Source organism: Chelatococcus caeni, assembly GCF_014196925.1.
In the GTDB taxonomy this organism is placed as follows: domain Bacteria; phylum Pseudomonadota; class Alphaproteobacteria; order Rhizobiales; family Beijerinckiaceae; genus Chelatococcus_A; species Chelatococcus_A caeni.
Genome location: NZ_JACIEN010000001.1, coordinates 1,161,490 through 1,182,090, shown reverse-complemented (window position 1 = coordinate 1,182,090; position 20,601 = coordinate 1,161,490). Strand labels below are relative to the sequence as shown.

The window sequence follows — 20,601 nt, the reverse complement described above, 5'->3', positions numbered from 1 at the left end:
GACGCCAGGTTGCGGTCGATCAATGAACGCTCCTGCAGGTGCTCGACTATCGGCAGCGTCACTTTTCGCAGCTGGAGCTTCTCATGCAGCTTTCCCTCCCCCACGATGCCCTCGTCGTCGTGTGCGATGCCCGCAAGGCCCTCTTCCTGCGCAACGAGGGCGACGAGGTCTTTCCCAACCTCAAGGTCGAGCGCCATGCGGAAGCTCCCGAGAACGGTGCCAATGCGACGACCGGCACCGATCGGCCCGGCCGCACGCAGAATGCCGCCGGCCCGGCGAGCGCCGTCGACGGCACGGACTGGCACCGCGAGGCCAAGGTGCAGTTCGCCGAAGAGACGATGCGGACGCTCGAATCCCTGCACAAGGCGATGCATCCGCCCGGCCTCGTGCTCGTTGCGCCGCCGCGCATGCTGGCCGCCATGCGCGAATGCCTCGCCGACGACATGCGCGCGACGCTGCTCGCCGAGGTCGGGAAGGACCTGACCAAGCACCCCGTCTACGAGATCGAGCGGCTGCTGACGAACGCGTGACCGCCCACGCCGGCGGCCCCGCAACGACGATCCCAGGACCGCCCGCGCCAGCCGCAGGCGGTCCCTTCCTTCTCAGCCCCGGGGGCGATTCAGCTCGCGGACCTCAATGGCCGTTGTTGCCCGGCCGCGTCGGCGCCGGCTCCGTCACCGAAACCGGGTCGGATGCCGGGAAGGTTCCCTTGAGCCCTTCTTCGAGTTGTTCCTCAAGCCGCCGCCGCCTTTCAGCCTCCTCGGAGGCCGGCTTCTCGGGCGGCTTTCGTGTCGGCATCTTGGTACTCGGCGTCTTGGCAGTCGGCGTCTTGGCCTTGGAAGGCGATCTCATCGGCAACTCCCGTTTCTGGTTCCCGCGTCCGAGCCCGCCCCTCCCTGCGATGCGGCGAGCCGCCGGTCGACAGCCTCGGCGAGCGCATGAAGCTTCGGCGCAACCGTGACCGGATAGGCCGGCGCCGGATCGAGCCGGCGCAGGTCGTTTGGCAGGCGGGACAGGGCCTCGGCCGCAAACGTGCGCATCGCGGCGAGCGTCGACTGCGGTGCGATGCGCCTGCCGCCGCGCATGACGGGCACAAGCAGCGGTGTGCCGGGCTGGTCATCGTCCACCACAGAGAGGATGTCGCCGGCGATCCGCCCATCGGCGCCATGGCTGCGCCAGACCTGCTTGCGTCCGGGCCAGGTGGCCTTGCCGGCCGAGAGCTTGCGCCGCGCGACCCCGGCGTATTCCTGCAGCTTGTAGGCGCAGTCGAGCGCCGGTGCGTCGGAAGAGGTCGTCAGGCTGGTGCCGATGCCGAAGCCGTCGATGGGGGCGCCGGCCGCCAGCATGGCCGCGATCTCCTCCTCGTCGAGGGGCCTGGAGCATGTTCAGCTGGTAGAGGTCGGTGAGCAGGGCACCGGCAGCATCCATCCGCACACCTCGGACAGGCTCCTCGCGGACAACCCGCCTTACGGCAACCGGTGCGGCGCCCGCTGGCGGCCCGCCGCACCGGCCCCGAAGGGTGCCCTTGGCTGGCGACAATGGCGCCTCACGGGCCATCTCGCCTTGATCGACGTCAACGCCGCAGGCGGGGCGGTGTATAACCTTAGCGCATGTTCGCGCCTTCGACATCGCGCCTCAAGGCCGAGCCCGCGCCGGATGTTCCGCTTGCGGACAAGGTGCGCTTCCTCTGCCAGCCGGAGTGCCTCGCCCTGCCCGCATGCACGGTCGAGGCGCACGAGACGCACATGTCCTGGCTGTTCCTGACCGAGCAGCACGTCTACAAGCTCAAGAAGCCCGTGCGGTCCGCCTATCTCGATTTTTCGACCATCGACCAGCGGGCGGCAGCCTGCCGCACCGAGCTGGCGCTCAACCGCCGCCTTGCCCCCGATGTCTATCTGGAGGTCCTGCCGCTCAGGCGGACGCCGGACGGCCTGTCCTTCGGCGCGGTCGGAACGATCGTCGACTGGCTCGTCCTCATGCGCCGCCTGGACGAGCGCCATACGCTCGAGACTCGCGCCCGCGAGCAGCGCCTGACGCGGGCGGACGCAGAGCGACTCGCGGCTCGGCTCGCGACGTTCTACCGGCGGGTCCGCCGCCTTCCCGTCGCTCCCGCCGTGCATCTGGCGCGCTGGCGGCGAGCCCTGCTCGAGAACGAGCAGCTCCTGCGCGATCCGCGCTTTCACCTGCCGGAAGGCGCGATCGCGCGCATCTGCCGCGCGCAGCGCGCCTTCCTTGCCCGGCGGCCGGACATCATCGGCCGGCGCGCGCACCGCATCGTCGAGGCGCATGGAGACCTCAGACCTGAGCACATCTGGCTGAGCGATCCCGTCGTCGTCATCGACTGCCTCGAGTTCTCAGCGCAGCTGCGCGCGCTCGACCCGCTCGACGAGATAGCCTTCCTCCATCTCGAATGCGAGCGGCTCGGCGTGCGCTGGGCGGGAGAAGCGCTGCACCGGCGCCTCGCGCGGCCGCTCGGCGACCGCAGCGGCAGCGGCCTCTTTCTGTTCTACCGCAGCCACCGGGCCCTGCTGCGGGCGCGCCTCGCCATCGCCCACCTTCTCGATGCCGATCCCCGCACGCCGGAGAAATGGCCACGCCTCGCGCGCACCTACATCGATCTTGCCCTTGCCGATGCAGGACGGCTTGAGCGCATCCTCAGTAGACGAACAGGTCGCTGAGCGTCCGGCCCGTATGCATCCGCGCGATCGTCTCGGCGACGAGCGGCGCGATCGGCACGATGTCGAGCTTGTCACGCACCGGCCCATCCGGCAGGCGGAACGGCGGCACGCTGTCGCTCGCCACGATGCGGTCGATGGCGGGATCCGCGAGGGCCGTTTCGGCGCCGGGCATGAAGAGGCCGTGCGTCACGCAGGCGATGACGCTCCGCGCGCCGCCCGCCCGGGCCGCCTTCGCCGCACGCGCCAGAGTGCCGCCCGTGCTGACGAGATCGTCGACGATGATGCAGGTGGCGCCCGCGACGTCGCCGACGAAGAGATCGCCCGAGACGACGCCGCCGCTGCGCCGCTTCTCCGCGAAGGCCTTGCCGGCCACCCGGCCCGTCATCGCCTCCAGCACGTCGCGGAACAGGTCGGCCCGCTTGCCGCCGCCGAGATCCGGCGAGACGACGCACAGCGGCTCGTCCCCGAGGCTCGCGGCAAGGTGTCCGACGAGCAGCGGCGCCGCCGTGAGCGCCACCGCCGGCCGACGGAAGGCATTCTCGAAGGCGGTTTCGCTGTGCACGTCGAGCGCCACGACCGCATCCGTCCCCACGGCCTCGAAGAGGGCTGCGATGTAGCGGGTGATCACTGGATCGAGCGCCTTGGTGCGCCGCTCCTTGCGCCCGTAGCAGAGATAGGGCGTGACGGCCGTGACGCGCGCCGCCCCCGCATCCTTGAGCGCGCCGATGAAGAAGAGCAGCCGGCACAGCTTGTCGTTGGCGCTTTGCTCGGGGCCGCCGTGCAGCGAGTGGATCACGTAGACATCGGCGCCGGAAACGGGCTCCAGCGGCCGCGCCTTGTGCTCGCCATCCTCGAAATCCCGCTCCTCGTGCCGGGCCGGCTCCTGCCCGATGAGCCGCGCAACCGCCTGACCGAGATCCTGCGAGCCGACGAGTGCGAAGATCTTCAGCCGGTCGGCCGCGACGGGCCGCACATCGGCGGGTGACCAAACCGTGGCTGCTGGCATCGCGTGCCTCCTGTCGAATGGCGGGCGACCGAGCGTCCCCCTGCCGACATAGGAGCGCCTGACGGCCGGTGAGGCAATGTGGAGATGTCCTGGGGGATCGGGTGGTTCGCCGGTGCTGGTGCCGGCGCATCGCGGCCTGCGCCTCGCGGTTCAGTCGAGGCTGACCACGAGGCCGTCGCGGATGGTGACGCGCCGGTCCATCCGCGCGGCAAGGTCGAGGTTGTGTGTCGCGATCACGGCCGCGAGGCGCGAGGCGCGCACCAGCGCGACCAGCATCGAGAAGACGTAGTCCGACGTCTTCGGGTCGAGGTTGCCGGTCGGCTCGTCGGCGAGGAGCACCCGCGGTGCGTTGGCGACGGCGCGGGCGATGGCGACGCGCTGCTGCTCGCCGCCGGAGAGCTCGGCCGGCCGGTGGACGAGGCGCTCGCCGAGGCCGAGGAAGCTCAGCACCTCGGCGGCGCGGGCCTCGGCCTCCCTGCGCGCCAGGCCACGGATGAGCTGCGGCAGGGCGACATTCTCAAGCGCCGAGAACTCCGGCAGGAGGTGGTGGAACTGGTAGACGAAACCGATGTCGAGACGCCTCAGGCGCGTGCGCCCCGCATCGTCGAGCCCGGTCGTCGGCTCGCCGCCGACATAGACCTCGCCGCTGTCGGGATGCTCCAGGAGGCCGGCGATGTGCAGCAGCGTCGACTTGCCGGTGCCCGACGGTGCGACGAGCGCGACGATCTCGCCCGGCCAGACGGCGAGGTCCGCACCGCGCAGGATGTCGAGCATCGTCTCGCCCTGCGGGTAGCGGCGCTCGATCTTGGAGAGGAACAGGGCCGGCGTCTGGGGCGTCGTCATGCCGTCTCACCCGTAGCGCAGGGCTTCGACGGGGTCGAGGCGCGCCGCCCGCCAACTCGGGTAGAGCGTTGCCACGAGCGACAGGACGATCGCCATGAGCACCACGGTCGTCACCTCGCCCGGGTCGATCTCGGCCGGCAAGCGGCTGAGGAAGTAGAGCTCGGCCGGGAAGAGGTTGGAGCTCGTCAGCTGCGACAGGAAGCTGCGGATCGCCTCCACGTTCCACGCGAGCGTCAGGCCGAGCAGGAAGCCGGCGAGCGTGCCCACGATGCCGATGGAGGCGCCGGTGATGAGGAACACCCGCATCACGGAGCCGCGCGTCGCCCCCATCGTGCGCAGGATGGCGATGTCCTCGCTCTTGTCCTTCACCAGCATGATGAGGCCCGAGACGATGTTGAGAGCCGCCACCAGAACGATCAGCGTGAGGATGAGGAACATCACGTTGCGCTCGACCTCGAGCGCGCCGAAGAAGGTGCGGTTCCGCTGGCGCCAGTCGGTGATCATGATCGGCCGGCCGGCGGCTTCCTCGATGCGCGGGCGCATGGCGCCGACGTCATCGGCATTGTGAAGGAAGACCTCGATGACGCTGACGTCGCCATCCCGGTTGAAATAGGCCTGCGCCTCCCCGAGCGGCATGTAGACGAAGGTGTTGTCGAACTCGGACATGCCGATCTCGAACACCGCGACGATGGGGTAGGCCTTGATGCGCGGCGCGGTGCCGAAGGCCGTCGCGGCGCCGCGCGGCGAGACGATGGTGAGCGAATCGCCGACGCGAAGGCCGAGATATTCGGCCATGCGCCGGCCGATGGCGACGCCGCCCTTCTCGTCGAAATCGCGCAGCGTGCCCTGCCGGATGGTATCGGCGATGAAGGGAATGCTGGCGATGTCGGCCTCGCGCACCCCGCGCACCAGGGCGCCGCCGGAGGCCGCTGTGGAGGAGACGAGCGCCTGGCCCTCCACCATCGGCACGACGAGCTTCACCCCCGAGAGGTCGGCGAGCCGCTTCGACACGGCGTCGAAATCGGTCAGCGGGGAATCGATCGGCTGGATGAACATGTGGCCGTTCACGCCGACGATCTTGTCGAGCAGCTCCTTGCGAAAGCCGTTCATCACCGACATCACGACGATCAGCGTCGCGACCCCGAGCATGATGCCGAGGAAGGAGAAGCCGGCAATAACGGAGATGAAGCCTTCGCGCCGGCGCGCCCGCAGATAGCGGGCCGCGAGCAGCCACTCGAAGAGCGCAAAGGGTCTCGTCGAACCGCTCTCGGCCGCGCGTCCGCTCATGCCGCTCCCCGCCCCTGCCTCGCCGTCAGCCCGCGATCCGCGTCACGGCATCCTCGATCGACAGAAGCTCGCGCTCACCCGTGGCGCGGCGCTTCACCTCCACCTTGCCGTCGGCAAGGCCCTTGGGGCCGACGAGGATCTGCCACGGCATGCCGACGAGGTCGGCCGTGGCGAACTTGGCGCCGGGACGCTCGTCCCGGTCGTCGTAGAGCACGTCGAGGCCGCGCAGGGCGAGCGCCCGGTAGAGATGCGCGCAGGCCTCGTCCGTCGCCGTGTCGCCCACCTTGATGTTGATGAGCGAGACGTCGAAGGGTGCGATCGGATCCGGCCAGACGATGCCGGCCTCGTCGTGGCTCGCCTCGATGATGGCGGCGACGAGGCGCGACGGGCCGATGCCGTAGGAGCCCATGTGCACGGGATGCTCCTGGCCGTCCGGCCCCGTGACCGTCGCCTTCATCGGCAGGGAATATTTCGTGCCGAAATAGAAGATGTGGCCGACCTCGATGCCGCGCGCCGACACCTTCCGGTCATTCGGAATGGCGGCGAAGGCGGCCTCGTCGTGCTTCTCGGAGGTCGCGGCATAGAGCGACGTCCACTTGTCGACGATCGTCTGCAGGCCGGCGATGTCGTCGAAATCCGTATCCGCGGTCGGGATCGGGAAATCGAGGAAGTCGCGGTGGCAGAACACCTCGCTCTCGCCCGTCGAGGCCAGGATGATGAACTCGTGGCTGAGGTCACCGCCGATGGGGCCCGTATCCGCCTGCATCGGGATGGCCTTGAGGCCGAGGCGGGCAAAGGTGCGCAGATAGGCCACGAACATCCTGTTGTAGGAATGGCGCGCGCCGGCCTGGTCGATGTCGAAGGAATAGGCATCCTTCATCAGGAACTCGCGCGAGCGCATGGTGCCGAAGCGCGGCCTGATCTCGTCCCGGAACTTCCACTGGATGTGGTAGAGGTTGAGCGGCAGGTCCTTGTAGGAGCGCACGTAGGACCGGAAGATGTCCGTGATCATCTCCTCGTTCGTCGGCCCGTAGAGCATCTCGCGCTCGTGCCGGTCGGTGATGCGCAGCATCTCCTTGCCGTAGGCGTCGTAGCGGCTCGATTCACGCCACAGGTCGGCCGACTGGATGGTCGGCATCAAGAGTTCGACCGCGCCGGAGCGGTTCTGCTCCTCGCGCACGATTGCCGAAATCTTGTTCAGGACCTTGAGGCCGATCGGCAGCCAGGAATAGATCCCCGCCGATTGCTGCCGGATGAGCCCCGCCCGCAGCATCAGGCGATGGGAAACGATCTCCGCCTCTTTGGGATCTTCGCGGAGCGTGGGCAGGAAATAGCGGCTGAGACGCATGAGAAACCGGCAACCGGGCTTGTGTGGAAGGGGAAGCGAGTCGTTTGCTGAGACAACACCGCCGCACGGCAAAAGACAAGGCTGGCTTTGCGATTCGCCGACCGTCCCACCGCCTTCCGACTCATGTGTGACAACACCATGCAAAAAATGCGGGCAGCCCCTGCACAAATGGGTGACAAGTGGTGAACGATCGACTATGCATTGTTACCCGATCGAAAGTCCCTGCCACTATTCACAGAGCAGGAACTGCGGTCCAGGTCTCGGGAGGAAGCCCAAGCGGCGTCGAGAGGTGCGAGAGCACCCCATTGTTCCGAATGAACAGGCGTTACGGGTTCGAGAAGAAACTCCAACAGCAAGGCGTCAGCCTTGCTTTTTTGTTGGAATCTACGGTTTCACGCGCAACCAACCGCGCTTCCCCCGTCCCCCGGTCACAATTCGATGAGCGCCAGCGCGACCTTCACGAGCGCGAGGACGATGGCTGACACGACGGTCGTCGCCAGCACCTTCCTCAGGAGCTGCGGCCGCGCCGGCGCGCCTGGCTCCGTGCCGCTCGTCACCTCGCCCGATTCGACCTGGCTGCGCACGCCGAAGGGCAGGACGGCGAAGAGAACCGTCCACCAGATGATGAAATAGAGGGCCAGCCAGGTCGCGATGGTCATCGGGTCTACTCGCTTCGCTCGGTCTTTTTCTTAGGGCTTGGAGACAGCAGGTCAGGCCTGCTCCAGCTCGACGAGCGTGCCGCAAAAGTCCTTGGGGTGGAGAAAGAGCACCGGCTTGCCGTGCGCGCCGATCTTCGGCTCGCCGCTGCCGAGCACGCGCGCGCCCTTCTCCACCAGCCGGTCGCGCGCGGCGAGGATGTCGTCCACCTCGTAGCAGATGTGGTGGATGCCGCCGTCGGCATTGCGCTCCAGGAAGCGGGCGATCGGCGAATCGGCGCCCAGGGGCGCGAGCAGCTCGATCTTGGTGTTCGGCAGCTCGATGAAGACCGTGGTGACACCATGCTCGGGTTGCGGCACCGCCGGCGACAGGCGTGCTCCGAGGGTGTCCCTGTAGACGGCGCAGGCGCTTTCGAGATCGCGGACGGCGATGGCGACGTGGTTGAGGCGGCCGATCATGAGGCTCTCCCGGCTGACGGAACCCTCACCTCATACGACGATCACGTGCACGTGGCACGTTGGCTTTTTGCCCCAGGCATGGCGCACTTCCGCCCGCACCGCGCGCTCGACGGCATTCGCCACCGCATCGGGGTCGCGTCGGCGCGCCTTGGGCAGCCCGTCGAGCACGTCCGCCACCGCATCGGCGACGAGCTCGAGCATCGGCTCGCCCTCGCGCGTCGCCGGCGGCAGGCCGGTGACTTCCACCTGCGCCTCGCCGACGATCTCGCCCTTGGCGTCGAGGGCGATGGCGACGGAGACGACGCCGGCGAAGGCGAGCTTGCGCCGCTCGCCGATGGTGGCCTCGCCGGCGCTGACGACGATCATCCCGTCCTTGTAGAGGCGGCCGACGGGCACGTCGTCCACGACGGCCGGCTTGCCGGGCGCGAGCAGAACCATCTCGCCATTCATGGCCCGCACGACGGACTGGATGCCCTCGGCGCGGGCGAATTTCGCCTGCTCCGTGAGGTGCAGGGCCTCGCCGTGCGCCGGCACGAGCGCCTTCGGCTGCACCCAGCGATACATGGCGGCGAGCTCGCCGCGGCGCGGGTGGCCGGAGACGTGGACGAGCGCGTCCCGGTCGGTGACGACATCGATGCCGCGCGTGACGAGATTGTTGATGATGCGGCCGACCGCCTTTTCGTTGCCGGGAATGGTGCGCGAGGAGAAGACGACGCGGTCGCCGGCCGAGAGCGCGATGTCGGGATGCTCGTCGTTCGCGACGCGGGCGAGCGCCGCCCGCGGCTCGCCCTGGCTGCCCGTGAGCAGCGCCACCACCTTGTTGCGCGGCAGGTAGCCGAAGGTCTCGGCGGAGCGGAACGGCGGCAGGCCGGCGAGATAGCCGCGCTCCGTCGCGACATCGACGACGCGGTCCATCGCCCGGCCGAAGACGACGACCTCGCGGTCGCAGGCCGCGGCCGCCTCGGCCACGGCGCGCAGGCGCGCGACATTGGAGGCGAAGGTCGTCACGGCCACGCGCTCCGGCGCCTCGCGGATGACCTCGATCAGGGTCTTGGCGACGTCCGCCTCGCTGGGACTGACGCCATCCCGCAGGACGTTGGTCGAATCGCAGATGAGCGCGAGCACGCCCTCGTCGCCGATTTCCGTGAGCCGCTTCTCGTCCGTCGGCCGGCCGACGCCGGGATGCGGGTCGAGCTTCCAGTCACCGGTGTGGACGACGGTGCCGAGCGGCGTGCGGATGGCGAGCGCATTCGATTCCGGGATCGAATGGCCGACGGCGACGAATTCGATGTCGAAGGGCCCGAGGGTGACGCGACCGCCCTGCTCCACCACGGTCAGCGGGATCTTGGGCGCGCCGGGCTCGCCGAGGCGGCGGACCTCCAGGAGCCCCGCCGCGAAGGGCGTGCACACCACGGGCGCGCCAAGGCGCGGCCACAGCTCGGCGAGGCCGCCGATATGGTCCTCGTGCGCGTGGGTGATGACGATGCCGACGAGGTTGTCCCGCTCCTCCTCGAGGAAGCGGATGTCGGGGAAGATGAGATCGACGCCCGGCACGTCCTCGCCCGCGAAGGCGATGCCGCAGTCGACGAGCAGCCATTTGCGCCGGCGCGCCGGCCCGAAGCCGTAGAGGCCGGCGTTCATGCCGATCTCGCCGAGACCGCCGAGCGCTACGAATACGAGGCCGTCGTCATCGCGTGAGGCCATGCCCTCTCAATCCTCCTTCAGTCGCATCCTCAGGATGCCGTGTCGGCGAGACCGAGATAAAGATCTCCCGCATCGATCGTCCGCCGCCCGTCCGGGGTATCGAGCAGCAGCCGGCCGGCGCTGTCGAGCCCGGCGAAGGTGCCGCTGAGCTCGCCGCCCGGCAAGCGCACCCGCGCCGGCCCGCCGATGCCGGCGGCGCGGGCGAGCCAGGATTCGCGCGTCAGCGCGAAGCCGAGCCCCCGGTCCCACTGCCTCAGCCTATAGGCGAAACTCGCCGACAATGCGCGGAAAACGTCGCTCACGTCCACCGTTCCGACGGCCTCGGCGAGGCAGCGCGCCGGATAAGGTGTATCGGCCGGCTTGTGGGCAACGTTGAGGCCCATGCCGATGATAACGGCAAAATGCCTGTCCGGCCCGAGCCTGTGCCCCTCGAGAATGAGGCCGGACAGCTTGCCGCCATCCATCAGCAGGTCGTTCGGCCATTTGAGCACCAGCCGTGGCGCCGCGAGCCCGGTGACGCCCGCGACCGCGTCGTGCAGGGCGAGGCCCGCGACGAAGCCGAGCTGCGGCGCCTTCGGCGGATCGCACGGTTCGCTCAGGACAAGGCTGGCGTAGAGATTTCCGGGTGGCGAGGCCCATTGCCGGCCATGGCGGCCGCGGCCGCTCGTCTGCTCGCGCGCCACGACCCAGAGGCGATCCGCCCCTTGCGACGAGGCCCGCTCGAGAGCCTCGTCGTTGGTCGAGGTGGTCGTCGCCAGCATCACGGCATCGAAGCCGGCCTCGCGCGCCTCCTGCGAGATGATCCCGCGTTCCACGTCCGTGACGCCGGCCCCGTCAGAACAGCGAGCGGGCGGCGGCGAGCGCGGCGCCGTTCAGCGGCCCCGGCGCGCCGGGCAGCATCAGGACGACGATGAGGATGCTGGCAAGCGCGAAGATCACCTTCTGGCCCGCCGCCATGGGGACGAAGGCGGCACCGGCCGGCTCGTCGAAGTGCATGATCTTGACGATGCGGATGTAGTAGTAGGCGCCGACGACGCTGGCGAGCACGCCGATGACGGCGAGCGAATAGAGCTGCGCCTCGACGGCGGCCGCGAAGACGTACCACTTGGCGAGGAAGCCGGCGAGCGGGGGGATGCCCGCGAGCGAGAAGAACAGGAGCGTCAGGCCGTAGGCCGCATAGGGCTGCGTGCGGGCAAGGCCGGCGAGATCGTAGATCCCCTCGACGGGCCCCTCCTCCCGCCGCATGGACAGGATGAAGGCGAAGGTGCCGAGCGTCATGACGAGATAGATCGCCATGTAGACGAGCACGCTCTGCACGCCCTCCGCGGTGCCGGCGGCGAGGCCGACGAGCGCGTAGCCCATGTGGCCGATGGACGAGTAGGCCATGAGGCGCTTGATGTTGCGCTGCCCGATGGCGGCGAAGGAGCCGAGCGTCATGGAGGCGATGGCGACGAAGACGATGATCTGCCGCCATTCGTCGACGATGCCCGGGAAGGCCGTGATGAAGACGCGCACGGTGAGCGCCATCGCGGCCATCTTCGGTGCGGCGGCAAAGAAGGCGGCGACCGGCGTAGGCGCGCCCTCGTAGACGTCCGGCGTCCACATGTGGAAGGGCACCGCCGAGATCTTGAAGGCGAGGCCGGCGGCGATGAAGACGAGGCCGAAGATCGCGCCGGTGTGCCCCTCGCCCTGCAGGGCCTGGGCGATGCCGGTGAAGGAGACCGTGCCGGTGAAGCCGTAGATCAGCGAGGCGCCGTAGAGCAGCATGCCCGAGGACAGGGCGCCGAGCACGAAATACTTGAGGCCGGCCTCGCTCGAACGGGCATTGTCGCGGTCGATGGCGGCGACGACGTAGAGCGAGAGGCTCTGCAGCTCGAGGCCGAGATAGAGCGCGATGAGGTCGTTGGCCGAGATCATCATCATCATGCCGGTCGTCGCCAGCAGGATGAGGATGGGATACTCGAAGCGGTTGATGCCCGCCCGGCGCAGGTAGTCGCCCGACATCAGCAAGGCCGCGGCCGAGCCGACCAGCGTCAGCACCTTGGCGAAGCGCGCGAAGCCGTCGACGACGAAGGAGCCGCCGAAGGTCTCCACCCGCTCGCCGCCCTGCGTCACCACGAAGAAGCCGGCGGCGAGAATGGCGACGAGCGTGAGCGCCTCGATCAGGCCGGCAGCACGCTCGCCCCTCAGCGCGCCGATGAGCACGAGAAGGAGCGCGGCGGCAGCCAGGACGATCTCCGGCAGGGCCGGAGCGAGCGCGAACATCGGGACGGCGGCCATCGGCTGAACCTCAGTGAAGCGTCAGGGCCACGGACTTGGCGGTTGCCAGCGCGGCCTCGGTGGACTTGAGCAGTTCCGCCGTCGGAGCGGCGAAGACATCGAGAATGGCGCCGGGCTGCAGGCCGTACCAGATGACCAGCACGAGCAGCGGCACGAGAACGACCATCTCGCGGGTGTTGAGATCGGTGATCGTCTTCAGGTTGTCCTTCTCGATCACGCCGAAGACCACGCGGCGGTAGAGCCACAGGGCATAGGCGGCCGAGAAGATGACGCCCGAGGTGGCGAGCACCGCGACCCAGGGATTGGCCTTGAAGGCGCCGGCGAGCGACAGGAACTCGCCGATGAAGCCCGAGGTGCCCGGCAGGCCGACATTGGCCATGGTGAAGACCATGAACACCACCGCATAGCGCGGCATGCGCTGCACGAGGCCGCCATAGGCCGCGATCTCGCGCGTGTGCATGCGGTCGTAGATCACGCCGACGCAGAGGAAGAGCGCGCCCGAGACGAGGCCGTGGCTGACCATCTGGAACATGGCGCCCTGGATGCCCTGGGTGGTCATCGTGAAGATGCCCATGGTCACGAAGCCCATGTGGGCGACCGACGAATAGGCGATGAGCTTCTTGATGTCCTCCTGCATCAGCGCGACCAGCGAGGTGTAGATGATCGCGATGACGGACAGGGCGAAGACGAGCGGCGCGAAATCGGCCGAGGCCTCCGGGAACATCGGGATGGAGAAGCGGATGAAGCCGTAGCCGCCCATCTTGAGGAGGATGCCGGCAAGGATGACCGACCCCGCCGTCGGTGCCTCGACGTGAGCGTCCGGCAGCCAGGTGTGGACCGGCCACATGGGCATCTTCACCGCGAAGGAGGCGAAGAAGGCGAGCCATAGCCACGTCTGCATCGCGGGGGCGAAGGGGTGCTTGAGCAGCGCCGCGATGTCCGTCGTGCCGGCGTCCCAGTACATCGCCATGATGGCGATGAGCATCAGCACCGAGCCGAGCAGCGTGTAGAGGAAGAACTTGAAGCTGGCGTAGATGCGCCGCTTGCCGCCCCAGATGCCGATGATGAGGAACATCGGAATGAGGCCGGCCTCGAAGAACAGGTAGAAGAGGACGAGGTCCTGCGCCACGAAGACGCCGATCATCGTCGTCTCGAGCACGAGGAAGGCGACCATGTACTCCTTCACGCGCTTCTCGATCGAGGTCCAAGACGCCAGGATGCAGAAGGGCATCAGGAAGGTCGTCAGCAGGACGAACGGCATCGAGAAGCCGTCGACGCCGAGGCGGAAGCGGATGGCCTCCGTCAGCCAGGCATGGTCCTCGGTGAGCTGGAAGGCGGCGCTCGCCGTGTCGAACCGTCCCCAGGCGAGGAGCGAGAGGACGAAGGTCGCGAGCGTCGTCACCAGCGCCGCGGAGCGGGCGTTGGAACGCACCGCCTCCTCGCTGCCGCGCACCATGAGGATGAAGGCGGCACCGACGAGCGGCAGGATGAGGAGACCGGAAAGGAGACCGAGGCCGAACATCAGTGCGTGCCCCCGATGAGGTACCAGGTGACGAGAGCCGCGACACCGACGAGCATCGCGAAGGCGTAGTGGTAGACGTAGCCGGTCTGCAGGCGCACGACGCGGTTGGTGACGTCGACGACACGGGCGGAGACGCCGTCCGGCCCGAAGCCGTCGATGAGCCAGCCGTCACCCTTCTTCCAGAGGAAGCGGCCGAGCCACATCGCCGGACGCACGAACAGGAAGTCGTAGATCTCGTCGAAGTACCACTTGTTGAGCAGGAACCGGTAGAGGAGCGGCTGCTGCCCCGCAAGGATGGCCGGCATGCGCGGGTTGATGACGTAGAACCACAGCGCGATGAGGAAGCCCAGCACCATCATCACGAAGGGCGAGGCGACGACCCAGCCGGGCACTTCGTGCATCTCATGCAGGATGTGGTTGTCGGCACCGGTGAAGAGCGCGCCCTTCCAGAAGTGGTCGTAGTCGTGGCCGATGAAGACTTCCTTGAAGGCGAAGCCGGCAACGAGCGCGCCGGTCGCCAGGACGGCGAGCGGGACGAGCATGGTGAGCGGGCTCTCGTGCGGCGTGTGGTCGCCGTGGCCGTGCGCGTGGTCATCGTGCCCGTGATGGGCGTGCGGCGCGGCCGCCGGCGGCTCCACATCGTGGCCATGGCCGCCTTCGGCCGCCGTGCCGGCATGGGCGACGCCCTCGTGCAGCGGCGGCGTCGAGGCGTGCGCGCCCCACTTGGCCGGGCCCTCGAAGGTCATGAAATAGAGGCGCCAGGAGTAGAAGGAGGTGAACAGCGCCGCGATGACCGTGGCGAGGAAGGCGAAGTTGGCGCCCGGCGTGTGCGAGGCGTAGGCCGCCTCGATGATGGCATCCTTCGAGAAGTAGCCCGCCGTGAAGGGGAAGCCCGTCAGCGCCAGCGTGCCGATCGTCATCATGGCGGCGGTGAAGGGGATGTGCTTCCTGAGGCCACCCATGTGGCGCATGTCCTGCTCATGGTGCATCGCATGGATGACCGAGCCGGCGCCGAGGAACAGCAGCGCCTTGAAGAAGGCGTGCGTGAAGAGGTGGAAGATGCCCGCCCCGTAGGCGCCGACGCCGAGGGCGACGAACATGTAGCCGAGCTGCGAGCAGGTCGAATAGGCGATGACGCGCTTGATGTCGTTCTGCACGAGGCCGACGGTCGCGGCGAAGAAGGCGGTGATGCCGCCGACCACCGTGACGACCGACAGCGCCGTCGGGGCATATTCGAACACCGGCGACATGCGCGCGACCATGAACACGCCGGCCGTCACCATCGTCGCCGCATGGATGAGCGCGGAGACCGGCGTCGGGCCTTCCATCGCGTCCGGCAGCCAGGTGTGCAGCAGGAACTGCGCCGACTTGCCCATGGCGCCCATGAAGAGCAGGAGGCTCGCCAGCGTCAGCGCGTGCCACTCGTAGCCGAGGAAGCGGAAGGTCGCCTCGTTGAATTCCGCCACGCGCGGGAAGATGCCGTCGAAGGTGACCGCTCCGAACAGCACGAAGACGAGGAAGATGCCGAGCAGGAAGCCGAAGTCACCGATGCGGTTGACGACGAAGGCCTTGATGGCCGCGGCATTGGCCGAGGGCTTCTCGTACCAGAAGCCGATGAGCAGGTAGCTCGCGAGGCCGACGCCCTCCCAGCCGAAGAACATCTGCACCAGGTTGTCGGCCGTCACCAGCATCAGCATGGCGAAGGTGAACAGCGAGAGATAGGCGAAGAAGCGCGGCCTCGCCGGATCCTCGTGCATATAGCCGATGGAATAGAGATGGACGAGCGAGGAGACCGTTGTCACGACGATCAGCATCACGGCCGTGAGCGTGTCGATGCGGAAGGCCCAGTCGACCACGAGGTCGCCGGAGATCATCCAGTTGGCCACCGCAACACGCGTCGCCCCGTCGCCGAAGCCGACGTCGAAGAAGGCGATCCACGACAGGAGGCAGGAGACGAACAGGCCGGAGGTCGTGACGACCTCGCTTGCCCGCGCGCCGATGAACCGGCCGGCGAGGCCAGCGATCAGGAAGCCGGCAAGCGGCAGGAAGACGATCGCGTGATACATGATCGCGGCCTCAGCCCTTCATCATGTTGATGTCCTCAACCGCGATGGTGCCGCGGTTGCGGAAGTAGACGACGAGGATGGCAAGCCCGATGGCCGCCTCGGCGGCCGCCACGGTCAGCACGAGCAGGGCGAAGACCTGCCCGACGATGTCGCCCATGAAGGTCGAGAAGGCGACGAGATTGATGTTGACCGCGAGCAGGATGAGCTCGACCGACATCAGGATGACGATGACGTTCTTGCGGTTGATGAAGATGCCGAGCACGCCGAGGGTGAACAGCACGGCGGCGACGGTGAGATAATGCGCGAGCCCGATGGTCATGTCTGTCTCTCCGGCCTCACTCACACGCCCTCGCGGAAGGGCACCTTCCGCACTTCGATGGCGGTGTCGCGCGTGCGCGCCACCTGCTGGGCAACGTCCTGGCGCCTGACGCCCGGCTTGTGGCGCAGCGTGAGCACGATGGCGCCGATCATGGCGACGAGCAGCACGAGGCCCGACGCCTGGAAGAAGTAGAGGTAGCGCGTGTAGAGCACCTGGCCGAGCGCCGCGGTGTTCGTCATCTCGCTGACGGGAGGGATGGCCGCGACCGGCGTCTTCACGAGCTCCGGATCGATCGCCATCGAGCCGACGACGAGCACGAGCTCGATGAGGAAGATCACGCCGATGAGGGCGCCGACCGGCAGATATTGCAGGAAGCCCTGGCGCAGCTCCGCGAAGTCGACGTCGAGCATCATGACGACGAAGAGGAAGAGCACCGCGACCGCGCCGACATAGACGACGACGAGGATCATCGCCAGGAACTCGGCGCCCATCAGGATGAACAGGCCCGCCGCGTTGACGAAGGCCAGGATCAGGAAGAGCACCGAATGCACGGGGTTGCGCGAGGCGATGACCATGAAGGCCGACGCCACGCACACGCACGAAAAGAGATAGAAGAAGGCCGCTGCGACCGTCATGCCCCGTATCCCGTCCTGTCGCCCACGGGCCCCAAGCCCCCGGGCATGGCGTCTATAGACACCGAATCCCTCACGAACAACCTCACCGCGACCTCACCTGTAGGGTGCGTCCATCGCGATGTTGCGGGCGATCTCGCGCTCCCAGCGGGCGCCGTTGTCGAGGAGCTTGTCCTTGTCGTAGTAGAGCTCCTCGCGGGTCTCCACCGCGAATTCGAAGTTCGGTCCCTCGACGATGGCATCGACCGGGCAGGCCTCCTGGCAGAAGCCGCAGTAGATGCACTTCACCATGTCGATGTCGTAACGCGTCGTGCGGCGCGTGCCGTCGTTGCGGCGCGGCCCGGCCTCGATGGTGATGGCCTGGGCCGGGCAGATGGCCTCGCACAGCTTACAGGCGATGCAGCGCTCCTCGCCGTTGGGATAACGGCGCAACGCGTGCTCGCCGCGGAAGCGCGGGCTCAGGATCCCCTTCTCGAAGGGATAGTTGAGCGTCGCCTTCGGCTTGAAGAAATAGCGCATCGACAGGAAGAACGCCGACACGAACTCCTTCAGGAAGAGCGCCTTTGCGGCCTGATCGAGCCTCATGATCCGGCTCCGTCCCTTTCTCTTGCCGGCCTCACGAGGCCGGCACCCAACCCGTGACCTGCAGCACGGCCGCGACGATGATGACGGCAGCGAGCGACAGGGGCAGGAACACCTTCCAGCCCAGCCGCATCAGCTGGTCGTAGCGGTAGCGCGGCACCATCGCCTTCACCATGGCGAACATGAAGAAGACGAAGCAGACCTTGACGACGAACCACACGACGCCCGGGATCCACGTGAACGGCGGCAGCGCCACCGGCGCGGTCCAGCCGCCGAGGAAGAGGATCGTCGTCAGCGAGCACATGGTCATGATGGCCACGTATTCGCCGAGCATGAACAGGAGGTACGGCGTCGAGGCGTATTCCACCATGAAGCCGGCCACCAGTTCCGATTCCGCCTCGGGCAGGTCGAAGGGCGGGCGGTTCGTCTCGGCGAGCGCCGAGATGAAGAAGATGACGAACATCGGGAACAGCGGCAGCCAGTACCAGTTCAGCACCGTCAGCCACGGCACGCCGAGCATCGTCGCGAGCCCCCTCACCTCCTGCGCGCGCACGATCTCCGTGAGATTGAGCGAGCCGACGCAGAGCAAGACGGTGATGATGACGAAGCCGATCGAGACCTCGTAGGACACCATCTGCGCGGCGGAGCGCAGCGCGCCGAGGAAGGGATACTTCGAGTTCGACGCCCAGCCGCCCATCAGGACGCCGTAGACGCCGAGCGAGGAGATGGCGAAGATGTAGAGGATGCCGACGTTGATGTCGGCGATCGCCCAGCCGTCCGCCACCGGGATGACCGCCCAGGCGGCCAGCGCCAGCACGCAGGTGACGAGCGGCGCGAGCAGGAACAGCCCCTTGTTGGCGCCCGCCGGGATCACCGGCTCCTTCAGCACGAACTTCAGCAGGTCGGCGAAGGACTGCAGCAGTCCCCACGGCCCCACCACGTTGGGTCCGCGGCGCAGCTGCACCGCCGCCCAGACCTTGCGGTCGGCATAGAGGATGTAGGCGATGAAGACGAGCAGCGCGACCAGCAGGAGCAGGCTCTTGCCGAGAATGATCGCAACCGTGGTCAGCCATTCCATCGGGCGTGGTCCTTACTCTGCTGCCTGCTTCAGCGCCCCGCCGGCCAGAGCCGAGCACTCGGCCATGACGGCGGAAGCGCGCGCGATGGGGTTGGTGAGGTAGAAATCGACGATCGGCGAGGTAAGCGGCGCATCGGCGAGCGCGCCGCCCTTGCCGGCGAGCGCCTCGATGCCGGCGCCGTCCGCCGGCGCAATCTCGCCGATGGCGGCGAGATGGGGATGCGCGGCGAAGAGCTGCTCGCGCAGCGCCGCAAGCGAATCGAACGGCAGGCGCTTGCCGAGGACATCGGACAGAGCACGCAGGATCGCCCAGTCCTCCCGCGCGTCACCCGGCGGGAACACCGCCCGGTTGGCGAGCTGCGGGCGCCCCTCGGTGTTGACGTAGATGCCGGTCTTTTCGGTGTAGGTCGCACCCGGCAGGATGACGTCGGCCCTGTGGGCGCCGCGGTCGCCGTGCGTGCCCTGGTAGACGACGAAGGCGCCTTCCGGCACGTCGACCTCGTCGGCACCGAGAAGGAAGAGGACGTCGAGCGCGCCCGGCGCCAGCATCCCGGCAACGTCGAGGCCGTCCGCCTTCGGCACGAAGCCGAGGTCGAGCGCGCCGGCCCGCGCCGCGGCGGTGTGCAGCACCGAGAAGCCGTTCCACTCCTCGCCGAGGGCACCGACGGCCTTGGCGAGCTTCGCCGCCGCCGCGAGCACGGCCATGCCGTCCTCACGCGCCAAGGCCCCCTGCCCCACGATGATGAGCGGCCGCTCGGCCTTGCTCAGCACCTCGAGGAAGGCGCCGTTGCCGGCCGCGAGATCGGCCAGCGTCTGCGCGCCGGCGCCGAGATAGGAATATTCGTAGGTCAGATCGACATTCTCGCCGATCACGCCGATGGGCGTGCGCAGCAGGCGCCAGCGCTTGCGGATGCGGGCGTTGAGCACCGGCGCTTCCTTGCGCGGATTGGTGCCGATGAGCAGCACCGCATCGGCATCCTCGATGCCGGCAATGGTCGTGTTGAAGAGATAGGTCGCGCGCCCGAGCGCCGGGTCGAGCCGCGCGCCGTCCTGGCGGCAGTCGATGTTGGGAACGCCGAGCTTCTCCATGAGGAGCTTGAGGGCGTAGGTCTCCTCGACGGCGGCAAGGTCGCCGACGATGGCGCCGATGCGCTCGCTCTTCGCCGCATTGACCTTTTCGGCGATGAGGGCGAAGGCCTCGTTCCAGCTCGCCGGACGCAGCCGTCCGTTCTCCCGCACATAGGGGCGGTCGAGGCGCTGGGTCCTGAGGCCGTCCCAGACGAAGCGCGTCTTGTCCGAGATCCATTCCTCGTTGATGAACTCGTTGACGCGCGGCAGGAAGCGCATGACTTCGCGCCCGCGGGCATCGACACGGATGGCCGAGCCGATCGCATCCATCACGTCGACGGATTCGGTCTTCGACAGTTCCCAGGGCCGCGCCTTGAAGGCGTAGGGCTTCGAGGTCAGCGCGCCTACCGGGCACAGGTCGATCACGTTGCCCTGCAGCTCCGAGCCCATGGCGTGCTCGAGATAGGTCGTGATCTCCATGTCCTCGCCGCGGCCGATGGCGCCGAGGTCCGGCACGCCGGCGACCTCGGTGGTGAAGCGGATGCAGCGGGTGCAGTGGATGCACCGGTTCATGGAGGTCTTGACCAGCGGGCCGATGTACTTGTCCTCGACGGCGCGCTTGTTCTCGGCGAAGCGCGAGGAATCGACGCCGTAGGCCATGGCCTGGTCCTGCAGGTCGCATTCCCCGCCCTGGTCGCAGATCGGGCAGTCGAGCGGGTGGTTGATAAGCAGGAACTCCATCACGCCCTCGCGCGCCTTCTTGACGAGCGGCGTGCGGGTGTTGACGACCGGCGGCTCGCCGTTGGGGCCGGGCCTCAGGTCGCGCACCGACATGGCGCAGGAGGCGACGGGCTTCGGCGAGCCCTTCACCTCGACAAGGCACATGCGGCAGTTGCCGGCGATCGACAGCCGCTCATGGAAGCAGAAGCGCGGCACTTCGGCGCCCGCCTCCTCGCAGGCCTGCAGGATGGTGAACTCCGCAGGCACCTCGATCTCGTTGCCGTCGACGATGAGCTTGGCCATCGCTACTTCGTCCTTTCCCGTCCGACGGCGAGCCGCCCGGACGTGATCAA

20 protein-coding genes are annotated in these 20,601 nt (G+C 67.9%); 2 read left to right on the top strand and 18 right to left on the bottom strand.

The annotated features are described in order from the left end of the window. Positions 1 to 83 precede the first annotated feature (83 nt). On the top strand, positions 84 to 530 hold the full coding sequence (locus tag GGR16_RS05680; protein ID WP_183315945.1) for a host attachment protein: 447 nt from the start codon (positions 84 to 86) through the stop codon (positions 528 to 530). Between the two features lie 103 nt (positions 531 to 633). Here the strand turns inward: GGR16_RS05680 and GGR16_RS05675 are convergent, their stop codons facing one another. Together GGR16_RS05675 and GGR16_RS05670 are read right to left on the bottom strand one after the other, a co-directional pair. Then, on the bottom strand, positions 634 to 852 hold the full coding sequence (locus GGR16_RS05675; protein ID WP_019403675.1) for a hypothetical protein: 219 nt from the start codon (positions 850 to 852) through the stop codon (positions 634 to 636). Next, a complete protein-coding gene (locus tag GGR16_RS05670; RefSeq protein ID WP_019403676.1) occupies positions 849 to 1,346 on the bottom strand; it encodes a beta/alpha barrel domain-containing protein in 498 nt (165 codons plus the stop codon). Before GGR16_RS05670 ends, GGR16_RS05675 begins: the two co-directional genes overlap by 4 nt. 264 nt (positions 1,347 to 1,610) lie before the next feature. On the opposite strand from GGR16_RS05670, the gene GGR16_RS05665 reads away from it, so the two are divergent. Then, positions 1,611 to 2,678 (top strand): hypothetical protein, encoded by a 1,068-nt coding sequence (locus GGR16_RS05665; RefSeq protein ID WP_183315944.1) that lies wholly within the window; start codon positions 1,611 to 1,613, stop codon positions 2,676 to 2,678. On the opposite strand, the gene GGR16_RS05660 is transcribed toward GGR16_RS05665, so the two are convergent. The 16 genes from GGR16_RS05660 to nuoG form a co-directional block, all read right to left on the bottom strand. Next, a complete protein-coding gene (locus GGR16_RS05660) occupies positions 2,656 to 3,684 on the bottom strand; it encodes a ribose-phosphate diphosphokinase (RefSeq protein WP_183315943.1) in 1,029 nt (342 codons plus the stop codon). The two genes, GGR16_RS05665 and GGR16_RS05660, sit on opposite strands and share 23 nt — an antisense overlap. Positions 3,685 to 3,834: 150 nt before the next feature. Beyond that, positions 3,835 to 4,527 (bottom strand): ABC transporter ATP-binding protein, encoded by a 693-nt coding sequence (locus tag GGR16_RS05655; protein WP_019403679.1) that lies wholly within the window; start codon positions 4,525 to 4,527, stop codon positions 3,835 to 3,837. A 6-nt stretch (positions 4,528 to 4,533) separates the two neighbouring features. After that, entirely contained in the window at positions 4,534 to 5,814 is a 1,281-nt protein-coding gene (locus GGR16_RS05650; protein WP_053193916.1) for a lipoprotein-releasing ABC transporter permease subunit, read from the bottom strand. A 25-nt stretch (positions 5,815 to 5,839) separates the two neighbouring features. Beyond that, complete coding sequence (gene proS, locus GGR16_RS05645; RefSeq protein ID WP_183315942.1) at positions 5,840 to 7,162, bottom strand: proline--tRNA ligase; 1,323 nt, start codon at positions 7,160 to 7,162, stop codon at positions 5,840 to 5,842. A gap of 428 nt (positions 7,163 to 7,590) precedes the next feature. Next, complete coding sequence (locus GGR16_RS05640) at positions 7,591 to 7,821, bottom strand: DUF1467 family protein (protein WP_019403682.1); 231 nt, start codon at positions 7,819 to 7,821, stop codon at positions 7,591 to 7,593. Between the two features lie 51 nt (positions 7,822 to 7,872). Beyond that, positions 7,873 to 8,277: a methylmalonyl-CoA epimerase gene (gene mce / locus GGR16_RS05635; protein WP_183315941.1), complete on the bottom strand. Its 405-nt coding sequence runs from the start codon at positions 8,275 to 8,277 to the stop codon at positions 7,873 to 7,875. Positions 8,278 to 8,307: 30 nt separating this feature from the next. After that, complete coding sequence (locus GGR16_RS05630; RefSeq protein ID WP_183315940.1) at positions 8,308 to 9,981, bottom strand: ribonuclease J; 1,674 nt, start codon at positions 9,979 to 9,981, stop codon at positions 8,308 to 8,310. A gap of 29 nt (positions 9,982 to 10,010) precedes the next feature. After that, positions 10,011 to 10,796 carry a biotin--[acetyl-CoA-carboxylase] ligase gene (locus GGR16_RS05625; protein WP_245303212.1) on the bottom strand — a complete coding sequence of 262 codons (786 nt, stop codon included), beginning with the start codon at positions 10,794 to 10,796 and terminating at the stop codon, positions 10,011 to 10,013. A 19-nt stretch (positions 10,797 to 10,815) separates the two neighbouring features. Next, complete coding sequence (gene nuoN / locus GGR16_RS05620) at positions 10,816 to 12,261, bottom strand: NADH-quinone oxidoreductase subunit NuoN (RefSeq protein ID WP_183315939.1); 1,446 nt, start codon at positions 12,259 to 12,261, stop codon at positions 10,816 to 10,818. Between the two features lie 10 nt (positions 12,262 to 12,271). Continuing rightward, positions 12,272 to 13,783, bottom strand: a complete 1,512-nt coding sequence (locus GGR16_RS05615; protein ID WP_183315938.1) for an NADH-quinone oxidoreductase subunit M — start codon at positions 13,781 to 13,783, stop codon at positions 12,272 to 12,274. Continuing rightward, a complete protein-coding gene (nuoL, locus tag GGR16_RS05610) occupies positions 13,783 to 15,849 on the bottom strand; it encodes an NADH-quinone oxidoreductase subunit L (protein ID WP_183315937.1) in 2,067 nt (688 codons plus the stop codon). The genes GGR16_RS05615 and nuoL overlap by 1 nt, the downstream gene beginning before the upstream one ends. 10 nt (positions 15,850 to 15,859) lie before the next feature. Next, positions 15,860 to 16,168 (bottom strand): NADH-quinone oxidoreductase subunit NuoK, encoded by a 309-nt coding sequence (gene nuoK, locus GGR16_RS05605; protein ID WP_019403264.1) that lies wholly within the window; start codon positions 16,166 to 16,168, stop codon positions 15,860 to 15,862. Between the two features lie 20 nt (positions 16,169 to 16,188). Then, positions 16,189 to 16,803 carry an NADH-quinone oxidoreductase subunit J gene (locus tag GGR16_RS05600; protein WP_019403265.1) on the bottom strand — a complete coding sequence of 205 codons (615 nt, stop codon included), beginning with the start codon at positions 16,801 to 16,803 and terminating at the stop codon, positions 16,189 to 16,191. A 93-nt stretch (positions 16,804 to 16,896) separates the two neighbouring features. Continuing rightward, positions 16,897 to 17,385, bottom strand: coding sequence for an NADH-quinone oxidoreductase subunit NuoI (gene nuoI, locus GGR16_RS05595; protein ID WP_019403266.1), 489 nt, complete (start codon positions 17,383 to 17,385; stop codon positions 16,897 to 16,899). A gap of 31 nt (positions 17,386 to 17,416) precedes the next feature. Continuing rightward, positions 17,417 to 18,460: an NADH-quinone oxidoreductase subunit NuoH gene (nuoH, locus tag GGR16_RS05590; RefSeq protein ID WP_183315936.1), complete on the bottom strand. Its 1,044-nt coding sequence runs from the start codon at positions 18,458 to 18,460 to the stop codon at positions 17,417 to 17,419. 12 nt (positions 18,461 to 18,472) lie between these two features. Then, entirely contained in the window at positions 18,473 to 20,551 is a 2,079-nt protein-coding gene (gene nuoG, locus GGR16_RS05585; protein WP_183315935.1) for an NADH-quinone oxidoreductase subunit NuoG, read from the bottom strand. Positions 20,552 to 20,601 lie beyond the last annotated feature (50 nt).